12 protein-coding genes are annotated in these 14,407 nt (G+C 42.8%); 2 read left to right on the forward strand and 10 right to left on the reverse strand.

Features of this window, described 5'->3' with window-relative positions; translation table 11 throughout:
• Positions 1–178: 178 nt before the first annotated feature.
• Complete coding sequence (locus V7K46_RS00875) at positions 179–2,098, forward strand: cation:proton antiporter (RefSeq protein ID WP_335110128.1); 1,920 nt, start codon at positions 179–181, stop codon at positions 2,096–2,098.
• 73 nt (positions 2,099–2,171) lie between these two features.
• Here the strand turns inward: V7K46_RS00875 and V7K46_RS00880 are convergent, their stop codons facing one another.
• Positions 2,172–2,831 carry a cytochrome b N-terminal domain-containing protein gene (locus tag V7K46_RS00880; protein WP_335110130.1) on the reverse strand — a complete coding sequence of 220 codons (660 nt, stop codon included), beginning with the start codon at positions 2,829–2,831 and terminating at the stop codon, positions 2,172–2,174.
• A 384-nt stretch (positions 2,832–3,215) separates the two neighbouring features.
• The gene (locus tag V7K46_RS00885; RefSeq protein WP_335110132.1) at positions 3,216–3,911 is read right to left on the reverse strand and encodes an esterase/lipase family protein; all 696 of its coding nucleotides are present in this window, start codon (positions 3,909–3,911) and stop codon (positions 3,216–3,218) included.
• Between the two features lie 605 nt (positions 3,912–4,516).
• On the opposite strand from V7K46_RS00885, the gene V7K46_RS00890 reads away from it, so the two are divergent.
• Positions 4,517–6,070 carry a hypothetical protein gene (locus V7K46_RS00890; protein WP_335110134.1) on the forward strand — a complete coding sequence of 518 codons (1,554 nt, stop codon included), beginning with the start codon at positions 4,517–4,519 and terminating at the stop codon, positions 6,068–6,070.
• Between the two features lie 337 nt (positions 6,071–6,407).
• Here V7K46_RS00890 and petJ read toward each other — a convergent pair whose 3' ends face one another.
• The 8 genes from petJ to V7K46_RS00930 all read right to left on the reverse strand — a co-directional run bounded on the left by petJ (position 6,408) and on the right by V7K46_RS00930 (position 14,292).
• A complete protein-coding gene (gene petJ, locus V7K46_RS00895; protein ID WP_335110136.1) occupies positions 6,408–6,752 on the reverse strand; it encodes a cytochrome c6 PetJ in 345 nt (114 codons plus the stop codon).
• 244 nt (positions 6,753–6,996) lie between these two features.
• Entirely contained in the window at positions 6,997–7,416 is a 420-nt protein-coding gene (petE, locus tag V7K46_RS00900; RefSeq protein ID WP_335110138.1) for a plastocyanin, read from the reverse strand.
• Positions 7,417–7,819: 403 nt separating this feature from the next.
• Positions 7,820–8,311 (reverse strand): photosystem II cytochrome c-550, encoded by a 492-nt coding sequence (psbV, locus tag V7K46_RS00905; RefSeq protein ID WP_335110140.1) that lies wholly within the window; start codon positions 8,309–8,311, stop codon positions 7,820–7,822.
• Positions 8,312–8,443: 132 nt separating this feature from the next.
• A complete protein-coding gene (locus tag V7K46_RS00910; RefSeq protein WP_273765979.1) occupies positions 8,444–8,659 on the reverse strand; it encodes a hypothetical protein in 216 nt (71 codons plus the stop codon).
• A 187-nt stretch (positions 8,660–8,846) separates the two neighbouring features.
• Complete coding sequence (locus tag V7K46_RS00915; protein ID WP_334870035.1) at positions 8,847–9,683, reverse strand: carbohydrate ABC transporter permease; 837 nt, start codon at positions 9,681–9,683, stop codon at positions 8,847–8,849.
• Positions 9,680–10,588, reverse strand: coding sequence for a carbohydrate ABC transporter permease (locus V7K46_RS00920; RefSeq protein WP_335110142.1), 909 nt, complete (start codon positions 10,586–10,588; stop codon positions 9,680–9,682). The genes V7K46_RS00915 and V7K46_RS00920 overlap by 4 nt, the downstream gene beginning before the upstream one ends.
• Positions 10,589–11,020: 432 nt before the next feature.
• A complete protein-coding gene (locus V7K46_RS00925) occupies positions 11,021–11,911 on the reverse strand; it encodes a proline iminopeptidase-family hydrolase (protein WP_335110145.1) in 891 nt (296 codons plus the stop codon).
• A 1,118-nt stretch (positions 11,912–13,029) separates the two neighbouring features.
• Complete coding sequence (locus V7K46_RS00930) at positions 13,030–14,292, reverse strand: ABC transporter substrate-binding protein (RefSeq protein ID WP_335110147.1); 1,263 nt, start codon at positions 14,290–14,292, stop codon at positions 13,030–13,032.
• Positions 14,293–14,407: the final 115 nt, after the last annotated feature.

Genomic DNA, 14,407 nt, shown 5'->3' on the forward strand with positions numbered 1-14,407 from the left:
GCTTGTGCGGGAAGCTGCAAGGTGTGTCAGCGTTTGGCACTTGGAATTTAAGGGGATGCCCAGAGAGAAAAAACGCTAAATTCAGCGAGGGGCAAAGGGTATGATGTTGTAGCCTGTAGAGTTAATATCTCCGATTTTTTACAAAAGATTTTGAAATAAATCGCTCAAAATCTACAACATGGAAGCATCTTTTGAAATCACGCTACAGATGGCGATCGCTGTCCTTGCAGGCATTAGTGCCCAAGTGCTGGCTGCATACTTTCGGATACCCAGCATTGTCTTGTTATTGCTGTTGGGTATCCTCTTTGGCTCTGATGGACTAGGACTGTTGCATCCCCATTTGCTAGGCACCGGACTGGAAGTTATTGTCGCCCTAGCAACGGCAATAATTTTGTTTGAAGGCGGACTTAACTTGGATCTGCAAGAGTTAGGCAGAGTTTCAGTCAGCCTACAATTGCTCGTTACTCTAGGAACGCTGATCACATTGCTTGGTGGGAGTATAGCTGCTCACTGGCTGGGTGAATTTCCCTGGAATATAGCTTTTCTTTATGCTTCCATAGTCGTGGTGACAGGCCCAACTGTCGTTGGCCCCTTGCTCAAACAAATCAATGTAGATCGCCAAGTAGCAACACTTTTGGAAGGGGAAGGGATTTTAATTGACCCTGTAGGAGCTATCCTTGCCTTCGTTGTCCTCGATACCATTTTGAACGGCGATGCTGGGCCCATCAATGCGATCATCGGTTTACTCATGCGCCTGGGCGTTGGTGCGGCAATTGGTGGTGCAGGCGGTTATCTGATGAGCTTGATTTTCAAACGCGCCAGTTTTCTGTCATTTGAGCTAAAAAACTTAGTGGTGTTGGCAATACTTTGGAGCCTGTTTACCTTATCGCAAATCATCCGCAGCGAATCGGGAGTAATGACAACAGTGGTTGCAGGAGCAGTATTTGCTAACTCCTCAGTCCCAGAAGAACGTCTGTTACGGAGCTTCAAGGGTCAGCTGACAATTCTCAGCGTCTCAGTGCTATTTATCTTATTAGCGGCTGATTTATCCATTGCCAGTGTGTTTGCTTTGGGTTGGGGTAGTTTATTCACTGTTTTGGTATTAATGTTTGTCGTTCGCCCAATTAATATCCTCTTGTGTACCTGGAACAGTGACCTAAACTGGCGACAGAAACTATTTTTAAGCTGGGTTGCTCCTAGAGGAATTGTTGCCGCCTCGGTAGCTTCTTTTTTTGCAATTTCGCTGACACAGCGTGGCATTAACGGCGGTGATTCTATCAAAGCTCTAGTCTTCCTGACAATTATCATGACTGTTGTCTGTCAAGGTCTAACAGCTGGCTGGGTTGCTAAATGGCTGCAAATTACCTCTAAAGACGTAACTGGGGCAGTGATTGTGGGTTGTAATCCCTTGAGTCTTTTGATTGCCCGATTTTTTCAAGAACGGGGAGAAAACGTGGTCATGATTGATACTGACCCCCAATATCTTGTTCAAGCTGAGGCACAAAATCTGCGGGTGATTGCCAGCAGCGGGCTGGATGCTGCTGTTTTGGAAGAGGCAGGACTTGCCTCTATGGGTACTTTTTTGGCTATGACAAATAATGGCGAGGTGAATTTTGTTTTGGCTCAACGGGCGGCTGAGGAATTTAAGCCGCCGCGTGTCTTAGCTGTTTTCCCCCGTGATCCGCAAGCAAGTACCTCGGTTAGTAATAAAGTTAATCAAGCTTTTATCCCAGACTTAGCGATTAAGACTTGGAATGAATATTTGAATGATGGGCGAGTCAAGCTGGGGACAACTACGCTAAATGAGTTGGAATTTTCCACTCAATGCGATCGCATCCAAGAAAAGATTCAGACTGGGGTGTTGATACCGCTATTGGTAGAACGAGAAGAACGCTTACAGGTAATACCAGCTAACCAAGAGTGGGAAGTTGGCGATCAGGTTATTTACCTATTGCATGATCCCAGACCTAGCCTTTTAAAACGCTTATCTGGTGCTACCCAATCCACTCCCCTCTCTCTAGAAAAGTTACCAGAGGTTGAAGACTTATCCCTTGCCCAATTATCTGAAGTTTCCGCTAGTGAGGTTCCTGGAGGATGAGCAAGCTGAGGAAGAATATAACTCTTAACTCAGCACTGGCTCAACCATAGCTATCCGCTAACAGCACTCTTTATTAGCTTTGGGAAGGAATAAACTCGCCTTCTGGTGGTTGTTGCAAATTACCAATTCCTGGTTTTGGCGCTTCTTGATACATTTGCCATTCTTGCCACAGTAAAGCAGATAAATGAACTATGGCAAGAACTAGCGTCGCCATCGAAATTAGATAACTGTGTATTGTGTAAAGGTGTTCGACAGTAACTGTGTTAATCGCTCCACCCCCAGTCAAAATGTCGCGCAGTTGTCCACCAATGAAAGGAATAGCTTCGATGGTTCCCAACTCAATGTTAAAACGCCAGTATCCTTTCTGAGTCCAATCTAGGATCATCGCTGTCCAGTCCAGCCCGATCGCACTTAAAGTTAACAAAATCCCACTAATCCAAGCAGTCAGCCAACTCTTGCGAAATTGCCGACCTAAAAACATCACCACAATTTGAATCAGAGCGATCGCAATTACTGCGTTACCAGCAATATCATGCGCTCTCCAAAACAACCAGCCGTATGGCAGTTGTGTATTAATCATCTTCAATGAGTTATAAGCTCCGCCTGCTGTCGGTTCATAGTAAAAAGACAGCAAAACTCCCGTAGATACATAAATTAAGCACAAAGTAACAATAACGACCGATAATATAGTCGCTATTCGTCGCAAAATATTGTCGAACTGGGTGCTTTGCATGGCTCACCCCTCCTGTTCTTAACTAAGTATTTATTCTTATTACAATTTTAGCTAATAAATATTAATAAATGTTGCAATTCTCAAAAGAAGATAAAGTTTTTTAAATCTGATATATTGCACCACTCTCGAAGAGCCAACTAGCCCGCCTCAGACTTAAGTCTGAGGCTAATAATCCAAGTCCACTTAAATGGACTAAAACCGTTTACTAGTGGTCTTTAGACGACTTTAGCTATTAGCCTAGTAATTCACTACTAGGCGATTGTTGGACTAGTAGAGCGGGCACGTAAATCCAGCTACCATTTCAATTAACCAGACAATTGATTGAGCAACTGGTTAAAGGTAGGCAAACTGACGCCACAGTGTACTAGTGCAAGATATCATCAGTTAAATTAAATATTGCACCCAAGCTTTTAAGGGTTCTGCTGAACCATACCAAATCCCAGGACTTCTCGGAGAATGCTTCACACCTTGAATAACAATATTTTCTGCGCCTTCTAAGTGAGCAGCTTCAATCGGTGTGATTCCATCTCCCCAAGTGTTACCCTTGCCACAGGTTAATTGGTAACTACTGTAAGCTAACCAGCTACCGCGCCGCCTTTCCCCAAAGATAGTTTTGCCAGCCACACAAACGTAACGAACGTTTTTGTAAAAAGCTCCTGGGTAGTTATTGGTCACAAAATCTAGATTGGAGCGTGTCCAGCGTTCTTGGCTAATATGGGGTGTCCCCAAGGTGATGAGAGTAGCAACCAAGGGATGCGCTTCCCAGAGAAATGGTTTGACATCACCGCGTGCCAAGTAGGGCTTTTCTCCCATGTAGATGCGGGATATCCAACCTCCGGCTGAGTGACCAATCAAGTTAATTTGAGTAGCATTATGTTGCTGCAATGTATGCTTGATTGTAAAATCAAGTTGTTGCACTATCGGTGTTACTGATCTTCCTCCAATAGTGGGTAGCCAGTCACGGCGTCGTAGTGGTACTGTAACTGTGGGAAAATCTAACTCTTGTAGGGATTGTTCTAGTTGGCGGTAAGCGATCGCATTTTCTAGATATCCAGGCACAATAACTGTCGGTAACGGCATTTTAAATTTTGGATGCACTGATTGATGGTTTGAAACTTTTTTACGAAGAAGTAGTCAGATTCAGAAGCTAGAATTGCGATTTGATGACTGACTCCTTTTATAAAAACTCAAATAGCTTTAGTAGATACTAGAATGTCAATAAAATTGTACAATGTGCAACAGTTTTAGGGGCTGCTGATGTGGTAGTATTTTCACATAGGACTTAGATTCGCACAAGCAAGTGTGCCATCTGTTACAAAAGCGTAGTTAGACTGGAGAACAGTAGACAAAACCAGGCAACTTCAGCACATGTTGTGATGTACTCAGGCTTGTACCACTTAAACTTTATAAATACCCTAGATATTAATTTTAATTGTGTGCGTCATAACAGTAAAAAATTAAAAGTAGTAATTTTTCAAATATCTCTTTAGCAAGGTCAAATTTGAAAATATGATCTAGCGTCACTGATAAATTAAAAACCTGAATAAATGGCAATTTTGGCGTTTTGATTGCCAGCATCGGAAGTTACTATTTCCTTAGAGGGACGCATCTCTTACAATATCCTGCAAGTCGAAAAGATAAAATCGCTAGTCAACTGCAACTGAGCCGAGTGAACGATAACAGCTATGTCTTACGTCTCCCTGTTTAAAAATATACCAGAAATCTTAAGCCAGCCAATTGGGATAGCAGCTATAGCTTCTCTTGGCATCCACGGTGCTATTGCGATGATTGTGCCATTGATGCCTATGGACTCTAACAAGCCCAAAGAAACAGCATCATCCAAAACAGTCGGACTTTTGGAATTGAGCCAAGCCGACCAAAACCGTTTGCCGCAAAGCCCATCCCAAGTTGGTTTACAACAATTTCCTCCAGTAGCGCCACTTTCTGCCCCTAACTTTAGCGCCCAAACTGGATTGCCCCCATTGGCACCAGCCCCATCCAGTCAGCTAATACTGCCTCCGCTACCTCCATCATCGAATAACTATCGAGTCTCCTCCTTGCCTACAAGGCAGTCTTTGCGGATGATTCCTAGTGAAAATTTGCGATTTGACGCTTCTAAATTTGACAGTTCTAAATTCAATACCAGCCCCAAATTCTCGCCATCAGTTCCTCGTTTGAATAATAGTGACACCAAATACCAGGTAGTTAAGCCACTGGCTGTAAGTTTGAATAATAGTGACACCAAATACCAGATAGTTAAGCCACTGCCTATTAATAGGTTGCCAGAGTTGCAGTCGCAGAAAATACCTGATGATATTCTGCAAAATGCCCAATCTCCAAACCTATCTGAGGCTACCCCCGTTCCAACAGCACAGGGAAATAGGACTTTACAGATGATGCAACCGGGTAATGATGCGTCTAGAATTGCTCAAAACCCGTTGATGAATTCTCTAAAACAAGCTCCAAGGGCTGGGGATGGTTTAACCCGAAGTAGGGGAACCATGCTCAAGACACCCGATTTTTCTGGAAAAGGATCTGAACTGGCGATCGCCCAGTTAGACTCTTACGCAAACCTGAGAAAAGAAGTCCAGCAACAATACCCTAATGCTGAACAAAAACCAGTCATCCGCCAAACATTACCCACAGATAAGCCGAATCTTGAAGGTGCTGTTTTGGGTGTATTAGTGGTAGCTCCTGATGGTAAGGTCTTAGATATCAAGTTTCAAAACAAGTTAGTTTCCCCTGAATTGCTTGTTAAAGCAAGGGAATACTTCAACAAGCAATCCCCCAAGGGAGATAAACAGATTAGTTCCTATCCATTTAACCTACGTTTCCAAAACAACACTAGCAACACCACAGGGACTACTCAATTATCTGCACCGATAATCAATAATCAGTTTACCCCCTCATCAGCAGCTACTTCTAAACCATTTCCAGAACTGCGAATCAGAAATAATCGGCCTGCCTCCTTGCCGATAGGTACTCTTAAACCATTATCTGCACCGGGAGTTAATAGCAATCAACCTACGCCCTCACCAGCAGTTACTTCTAAACCATCATCTGAACAGCAAATCATAAACCAGCCCACGCCTTCATCACCAGCTACTACTTCTGAAATGTTATTGCTGCCGAGAGTCAATAATAGTCAGCCTACACCCTCTGCTAAATCAGATCAAAAATTAGTAGAACGGTTGCGCGAAGTGAAGGAAAACAGAGAAAAGTCTAATCCAGAAAAATAATTACCAGCGGGTGATCTTGGATTAAGAAAAAGCTAAAAGCTATGAATGATAAAGATTCTGAATTTATCATTTATCTTTAAAATATCGTTTTTAGAAGTTGACGAACTGGTGATCGCGAGTTCGTCACACTTAATTATGTAGGTATAATTAAACTCAACCCAGCCTACATTAATAGATTTTATTATAAGTAATCACCCGAACTTGATATAAGAAGGAAATGCACTCAGGGATTTCCTACAAATAAATTCTCTAATGTTGTGGGGTGGGCGTCTCGCCTGCCAATAATTAAAAGTAGGCAAAGACACCCACCCCACAAGAACTAAACGGTATTCCTACTTTACCAGCCTTGTTCTGCATTCTGAAAAACGTAAGCAGCTACCTCCAAAATCTCCTCAGGACTTAACTTGCTTTTAAAAGCAGGCATAGCATTTTTTCCATTTTGCACTTGGTGGATAATCGCCTCGATTGAGTCACGATCATAATTTTCTAGGTACTTTGACAATGCTTCCTTTTTCAAGGTTTTCTGGCTAATAAGGATGTTACCGCCACCTATATGACAAGAAGCGCAGTTAGCCTCGAAAATTTTAGCACCGTTAGATGTTTCGGCAGCTAGTGCTGGACTAATGAATGTTAATTTGAATTGGGCGATCGCTAACACTAGGATTAATAAAAGTATTCTCAACAGTATTTCCTCGCAACAAGCCTCCAGCAAGAGTATAAACGTGATTAATCCCTGATTAAGTCAAATTTGATCAAAAGTGGCGGTAACGAGTTCACACCTCCATCGCCACTGGTTGTTTAGCGTCTTAAGGGAGGATAGAACTTATTACCGCCATTTATGCATTTTGTGCGTCACTCTAGAAGTGTGGCGTGTTGCTATGAGCTAATTTCACTGAGAAATTATTTTGTGTCAAAGGTTGGTATTTCTAGCCTTGGACAGTGATTGTACCAACCATACCAGCACCACGGTGAGGTTCACAGTAGAAGGTGTAGTCACCAGCAGCTGCGTCTGTTGGAAAGGTGGTTGTTTCCTTTTGACCAGGACTCATCAGCAACTTCTTATGAGACAGAGATTTTGCTGTATCGGCGCTCTTAGCGGGGTTTTTGGCAGCATCAAACACAACATTATGGGGGGGAACTTTGTTGTTCACCCATTCAATTGTGTCACCTGGTTTAATGGTCAACTTTTTCGGTTCAAATGCTAGCAATCCTTTATCACTACCCAATTTCACCTGGTAGGTTTCAGCGGAAGCGCTGGGAGTAAAAACAGCAAAGCTGCTAACAACTAAAAGGATTGTCAACACAGCTAAACCAAGACGTCGCCAGCTTGCTGAAATCAATTTCATGGCTCTCTCCTAACAAATAATTTTTTTCCTTTCCTCATTTTAAATAAAATCAACACCAAATATGACAATCTGTCATAGATACAATTTTTTTTTTAAGAATAGGCAGCAATTTATTGCCAAAAGCTGTGCAATCACTAATAAATACTAGATTGCGATCGCCGAAAAAGCCTGTGAAGAAAGGTAAACAGTCAAACAAGAGATTTTTATTTTTTCTTTAGGAATATTTTTACTTTTCAGAAGTTTTTTATGCACCAACCAGGAACATTTTGTGCTGCGGTGAGAAGGAAAGCAGCTAAACTTTGGTGAAAACTAGGGACTAGGGACTAGGGACTAGGGACTGAATTCTTTTCAATCCCTAATCCCCAGTACCCAATACCCAATGACTCAGTACTAATTACGGGATTTAGTAATAGATTTTTCCGCCTCCCCACTTAGTGCCAACGATTTTGGGTTGTAAGAGAATATGACCGGCGATCGCCCCCAAGTCATCATCCGTCAGATTTCGCATTGTTGTGAAAATATCTGCACTTTTGATACTGGGGTGTATTTCGGAAATCTCTTCTTCCCCGTCGTAAGTAGTGGGATTTTTCAGGTAATCCACCAAGCCTTCAACGTTGTTACGGTTGGGTGTTGCCAATGCCAGATCGTCTGGAGTGAGTCCCACGTTCTGGTTTGTCTTGGTAACTCCCCCAGCATGACATTGGGCGCAAGCGTAATTAAATAAGCGTTTGCCTTCTTTGACTTGTTTAAGGCTAAGTACAGTGGTTTCACCTTCAGTATTGAATGGCACTGTTCGGGTAGCTTTATCTAGTTCCACCGCTGTCGCGCTACCGACAAACAACTGAAACGAGAGTAAAACAGTGGCCACAACAACGCCAATTAGTTTTCTAAACATGTTTCCCCTTAAAAATTTTGACGCTCAACACAGCTAAGAAAGCGATTCTCAATCTCCAAGCTACTAATTGCTAATGACTCATTGTTTTTTATCATTAGCTATCAGTGATTAGCCAAAGTCCGAGATAACCCTTCAGGTGATCTCGTTATCACCCACCAAGTTGCTAGTACCTTTTGGGCGTATTTCAGACGATATTTGGGAAATAATTGCCTTTGCATCTTCTAACGCCAAACGGGTCTTTTGGTGTCTGTAGGCAATTCCCAGTTGGTTGCACAGAGAAAACACTTTTTCTACAGGAATACTGTAGTCGGCTGCTATCTCTGCGATCGATAGGTCTACAAAACCCATAATGCTTGTTTACTGATAGATAGAGATTGAGTCGCTGTAATACCAATATCACGTTAGGAGTGCAATTTGTTGCCCGAAATACGGTTTGGGGCTCGGGAGGGCGGAAGAGGGCAGGGAAGCAGGGGAGTGGGGAGCAGGGGAGTGGGGAGTAGGGACAAGGGAAGAGTTTTCTAATGCCCTATGCCTATTAACCTTTTCCCCCGGTAAAGGTAACGCTTTGAATAAAGTAACGATTAAAAAAGGCGTAAATGCCTAAAGCTGGCAGGGTGAAGACCATAGAAGCCGCCATAATGTAGTTCCAGTAGCTGATATATTGACCTTTGAAGGTGTTCAGCCCCAAAGGGAGAGTAAACATTTCTGGGTCAAATAGGATAACTATAGGCAGTAAAAAATTATTCCAACTCCCCATGAACACAAAAACTGCCTGTGCTGCTAGTGCTGGTTTTGCTAAAGGTAAAACAATATGTCGGAAAATTCCAAAAGTATTTAAGCCATCGAGCTGGGCTGCTTCTTCTAGTTCTTTAGGAAAATTAACGAAAAACTGCCGCATCATGAAGATAAAAGTGGCATTGACCATGCTAGGCACAATCATGCCTTGGTAAGAATTCAGCCAGCCGATTGCTTTCAAAATCAAAAATGTCGGAATTAGGGTGATTTGCGCTGGTACTGCCAGTACTGCCAGGATTAGGAAGAACCAAAAGCGCTTGCCCACAAAACGCAGTCTTGCCAAAGCATAACCAGCCATTGAATTTAACAACAAGTTTAAAAGCGTGACGCTGACGGCAATCACCACACTGTTGAGCAACCAGCGCCAAAACAGCGGTTCTTGCAGAAAAATTTGCCTGTAGTTGTCAAAAGTAAAATTCTTAGGGAGAAAGTTGGGTTCACCACTGACAATCTCTGTTAGCGGCTTAAATGATGCTGAAAGTGCCCAGAGGAAGGGAATTAAGGTGACGATCGCATAGAGTGTCAGCAAGACGTATAACAAGACTTTGAGCCAGGATAAACCAGAGATGTTAGTCAAATCCGTTCGCCTCCAAAAAGTCGCCGCTGAATCAAAGTGATGGCAATAATCACTGCTGCTAACAAAAATGCGATCGCAGCTGCATATCCCATTTGTAAATTCCGAAACACAGCTTGGTAAATTAGCAGCACCACAGTTAAGGTAGCGTTGTTTGGCCCGCCAGTACCGCCAGAAAAGATGTAAGACTGGTCAAAAAGTTGAAAAGTCCCAATCACCCCCACTGCTACCACAAAGAAGGTTACAGGCTTCAGCAAGGGAAGAGTAATGTAAATAAATTGCTGCCATCCATTCGCCCCATCGAGTTCCGCCGCCTCATAAAGTGTTTGGGGTATATCCTGCAACGCCGCCAGATAAATCACCATGAAAAACGGCGCAGTTGACCAAATGTTCATGATCATAATCCCTTTGAGCGCAACTGCTGGGTCACCCAACCAGTTATAAGTAGGTAGCCCCATAAAAGCGAGAAAATCATTTAGTAGCCCATTAGTGTTATAAATCCACATAAAGATGAGCGTCAGCACTGCTGAAGAAGTGACTGTGGGCAAAAAGTAGAGGATGCGCCACCAGTTTTTACCGCGAATCCCAGAATTCAGAGTTACCGCCAAAATTAAAGCTAGGACTGTTTGAATTGGCACAACAATGGCTACATATTCTGCTGTGTTTCTCAAAGCAATCCAAACCCTTTCATCTTCAGCTAATCGTGTAAAGTTCCGAAAACCGATGAACTCGTATTCAATACCGCCGAGGAGTTTAACTTTTTGCAAGGAAAGAAAAACGGCGTAGAGAATGGGTAAGACTACAAAAGTTCCTAAGACCAGAATGGTAGGCATGATAAACATATACCCAGCCATGTTTTCTGTGATCTGCCACCTGGGGTTACTTTGCCGCCTGCTGATTTCAAACATTACTGAACCTCCACCTAATCTCGCACTAACCGGACTGTAGCGATGGCTTGTGCATGATTATTTATCGTACTCCGTGTTCAGAACTCGAAATTTTGTGTTTAGAACTTGAAACTTTATACTCAGAACTCGAAACTTTATGCTCAGAACTCGAAACTTTATGCTCAGAACTCGAAACTTTATGCTCAGAACTCGAAACTTTATGCTCAGAACTCGAAACTTTGTGCTTAGAACTCGGAACTCCGTGTTCAGAACTCGGAACTTCGTCTTCAGAACTTGAAACTCCGTGTTCAGAACTCGAAACGCCAAGCTTTTTTCTCAGAATTTTATGCTCAGAACTCGAAACTCCGTGTTCAGAACTTGGAACTTCCAGAATTCCAGAATAAGTGAAGAGTTAGCTTTAAGGAATATGAGACTCAACTTACAATCTCACCTTTACAGAGCTGTTTCGACACGATTCAAAAATTCGCTCAAGACTTGCAAGAATCGTTCCGTCTCTTCCAGATGAGGCATATGTGAACTATTTTCAAACAGTACCCACTCAGAGCCAGAAATACCCTGGTGAACTGTTTTAACACAAGTAGGCGTAACCTCATCGTAGCGACCTGAAAGTAGCAGTGTCGGCACGATAATTTCACTTAGACGATCTTCAATATTCCAGTCGATGATTTTGCCTGCACCCCGAAACTCTTTACCAACTTTGCTGTAGGCTCTAGTTAAGCTACTCGGCCAAGGGTCTACTCGGCAAAGAAAAGAATGATTGAACACTTCCATTGCTTGTTTATATTCGGGGTCTTGAGTTGTACCGTCAGCTTCATGCTTACGAATGACCTGTTGTACTTCAATTGGCAGCTCATTCATTAGGCTATAAGCTTCAGTAACAAATTGTTGAATACTGCAAGGTGTACTAGCTAAAACGAGACTGACTAACCCAGTCGGTTGGCAAAGAGCATGTTCTAAGGCTAAACAACCACCCCATGATTGCCCAAAAAGATGAACCTGTTCTAAATCCAATGCGCTGCGGACGGCGACGAGTTCTTCTTTGAACAAATCTATCGAGTATAAAGTGGGATCTGTGGGGCGATCACTATTACCACACCCTAATTGATCGTAAAAAATAACTCGCCTTCCGGTTGCAGCGATGCCTGCGGCGGGCGAAGCCAACGCTTCTAATGGTTCTAAGTAGTCGTGGGGGACTCCTGGCCCTCCGTGAAGACATAACAAGGGTAGCTTGCCAGGTTCTTCTTGGTCTGGTTTAACGATGTAATACCATACCTGATGACCACGGAATGAAATAAAGTCTTCAGTGGCAGAAGTTACAGTCATAGAGTTAGTGTTTTACTGCTCAAACAAATATACTCAATTACGCGATCGCTTGAACCTCATTGAGTTTATAAATTGGGATGCCCAGCGATGCCTACAGCGGTAAGCTACACACCGCTAGGCATTTTGATGATTACGTCATTCTACTTCTGTGGCTGATTTGGGGGAAGCTGACAAGTCCCCTTTTGGAACTGGTACTCAATTCCTAGCCCTCTTAAATAAAAGGTCACAGGGTTACAGCCGGATAGCAGGGCAGCAAAGATAGGAGCGATTACTACAAGGGCAAGCAACAAGTAAGAATGCTTCCCAGGAGGCAAGTTTCCCTTGGGAGGTAGGGATGAGTTTTTATTTTTAAGGAACATGATTTTATGATGAGAGTGAGTTTAATTGAAATTCGGCCTGGAGAGATTCCGGGCTTTTTTTTGTGAATAGAAACTGCAAAAGCAAAAGCCCCAGACATAGACAGCCTGAGGCGATCGCCTTGAATGCGCTCTTATTGCTACTGCTTACAGATTTGATAGAATGTTGCACTTTTTTGACCTCCTTGGGTTTAATCTAGGAGGCTTGCCTTGAAGAGAGCGTTTGCAATAATTCCGGTAGCTAAAAGCTTAATTTTATACTGCTTTATTTGACCGGGTATTCGTGCATACAACTCAAATCACAGATTGCAACAGCAATTATGTGACAAGCAGTGGACATCTGCATATAAAATACAGTTATCCTACGCTTCTTCAAGGCTAGGCCTGAAGTTTGGTTGAATGAACGAACACCTAAGCAGCATTCACGGTTCCTTTCCCTTTTTCCGTCCTACTTTTTGGCACAGACGACTGACTTTGTGAATAGACCCATATGCTGCGGGCGTTCTCGTTAAACGTAAACGTGACCCAAGGACGGAGGAAAGCAACCAAAATAAAGATAACAAATTTTCAACGTCTGAAGCAATTGGCACGAGTAAACTTTTCTGCAATCTCTTGCACTTGGGGATTTTCCAATACCTGGCACTGGTTCCAAGAGCGATCGCAGCGCACTAGCCAGAAGTAATCAAGCTGCAATAATTACAGCCGATAAAGAGATCGCAAATTTCTACTCAGAAGTGATTTGGTAAAGGTAAGAAAGATTACTTACTCCATCGCCTTAATCTGCTGATTCGCATCATTCTGTGCCTTCAGCATCGCTTGATTTAATGGTTGTTGTCCAAGCAAGGCGCTGACAAACTGATTATCGAAGTTATTCATGATCGCCCCTGGATATTTACCTACCCGCCAAGGTGTAGCATAATCAACTCCCGCGACTAATGGCGATCGCAATGGGTCTTGGTCGTAGCCCAAATTCTTTGCAACTGATTTACGTGTTGGTAAAGCAAACCCTTTTCCTGTCCACTTCTGCATCCCTTCTTTACCCGTGAGATAGGAAATCAACTCCCAAGCTTCGGCTTTGTGCTGTGCTTGCTTGTTCATCACATAGGCAACGGTAAACACCATCGTGCCTTTTTTGTCATTAATAGTAGGTACTGGTGCGGTAGCAAACTCTAGTTCGGGAAAAGTTTCAATTAGATAGGGAATTGCCCAGTTACCTTCAATCACCATTGCCACTTTACTCTGACCAAACATTTCACTACCTGAGTTTGTCCCCACATCAGATTTTTGGGCAGAGGAGTGGTCTTTTTGATACTGGTCTATTACCAACTCTAAACCCTGCAAACTTGCCGCACTGGCAAAGTTAGCATAACCATTTTGATCAACAAGTTGTCCACCAAAGGCTTTAATTTTATAAGCCTGACGCGCCAATTCGGGAATTTCTCCAAAGCCGTATTTGTTAATTTTGCCTGTCAATTGTTTTGAGTAGTTACGTAATTCCTCCCAAGTAGCTGGCGGATTACTCAAGCTTGCGGCGGCGAATGCTTTTTTGTTATAAAACAGAGCAAGGGTAGAATAGTCTTTAGGAAAACCGTAAATCTGGTTTTGGTATTTGAAGCTGTCGAGTAGGGTATCCTCAAAATCCGTTAGGTCAAATTCGGGAGTGATGTAAGCATCTAATGGTTCTAGAACATTCTGACTCATCAAGAAAGGAGCTTCCAGCGCATCCAGATAAAAGACATCAGGCGCAGCTTCCCCAACCAAACGAGTTTTGATTACATCCATGTATTGGTCGGAGATTACCTCATATTTCACCTTAATAGTTGGATGCCGTGCCTCAAAGTCTTGCAACACCTCTCTCAAAAGTTTTTGCTCAACAGGGGAACCTCCCCAACCACTAAGTTTAATGGTGGTGACTGCGATAGACGCTAAGGGTTTGCTTGGTAATTGTAAACTGTGACAAGCAATGATAGTGATCGCGATCGCTATCACCAGTCCTAAAAAATTAAATAATCTTTTCTTGCTCACAGACAAATAACAGTCTTTCTCACCTTACTTATATCTTGTGTTATTAATGAGTGATTTACTTCTGTGAAATTTTTGTTAAAAATTGCAAGCTGAAATAACCAAAACTTATCAGGAA

The sequence above is a fragment of the Nostoc sp. genome (assembly GCF_036917395.1).
GTDB lineage: Bacteria > Cyanobacteriota > Cyanobacteriia > Cyanobacteriales > Nostocaceae > Nostoc.

Coding starts and splice junctions, on each gene's coding strand:
- V7K46_RS00875 (WP_335110128.1), top strand. CDS start 179: ATGGAAGCATCTTTTGAAATCACGCTACAGATGGCGATCGCTGTCCTT.
- V7K46_RS00880 (WP_335110130.1), bottom strand. CDS start 2,831: ATGCAAAGCACCCAGTTCGACAATATTTTGCGACGAATAGCGACTATA.
- V7K46_RS00885 (WP_335110132.1), bottom strand. CDS start 3,911: ATGCCGTTACCGACAGTTATTGTGCCTGGATATCTAGAAAATGCGATC.
- V7K46_RS00890 (WP_335110134.1), top strand. CDS start 4,517: ATGTCTTACGTCTCCCTGTTTAAAAATATACCAGAAATCTTAAGCCAG.
- petE (WP_335110138.1), bottom strand. CDS start 7,416: ATGAAATTGATTTCAGCAAGCTGGCGACGTCTTGGTTTAGCTGTGTTG.
- psbV (WP_335110140.1), bottom strand. CDS start 8,311: ATGTTTAGAAAACTAATTGGCGTTGTTGTGGCCACTGTTTTACTCTCG.
- V7K46_RS00910 (WP_273765979.1), bottom strand. CDS start 8,659: ATGGGTTTTGTAGACCTATCGATCGCAGAGATAGCAGCCGACTACAGT.
- V7K46_RS00920 (WP_335110142.1), bottom strand. CDS start 10,588: ATGTTTGAAATCAGCAGGCGGCAAAGTAACCCCAGGTGGCAGATCACA.
- V7K46_RS00925 (WP_335110145.1), bottom strand. CDS start 11,911: ATGACTGTAACTTCTGCCACTGAAGACTTTATTTCATTCCGTGGTCAT.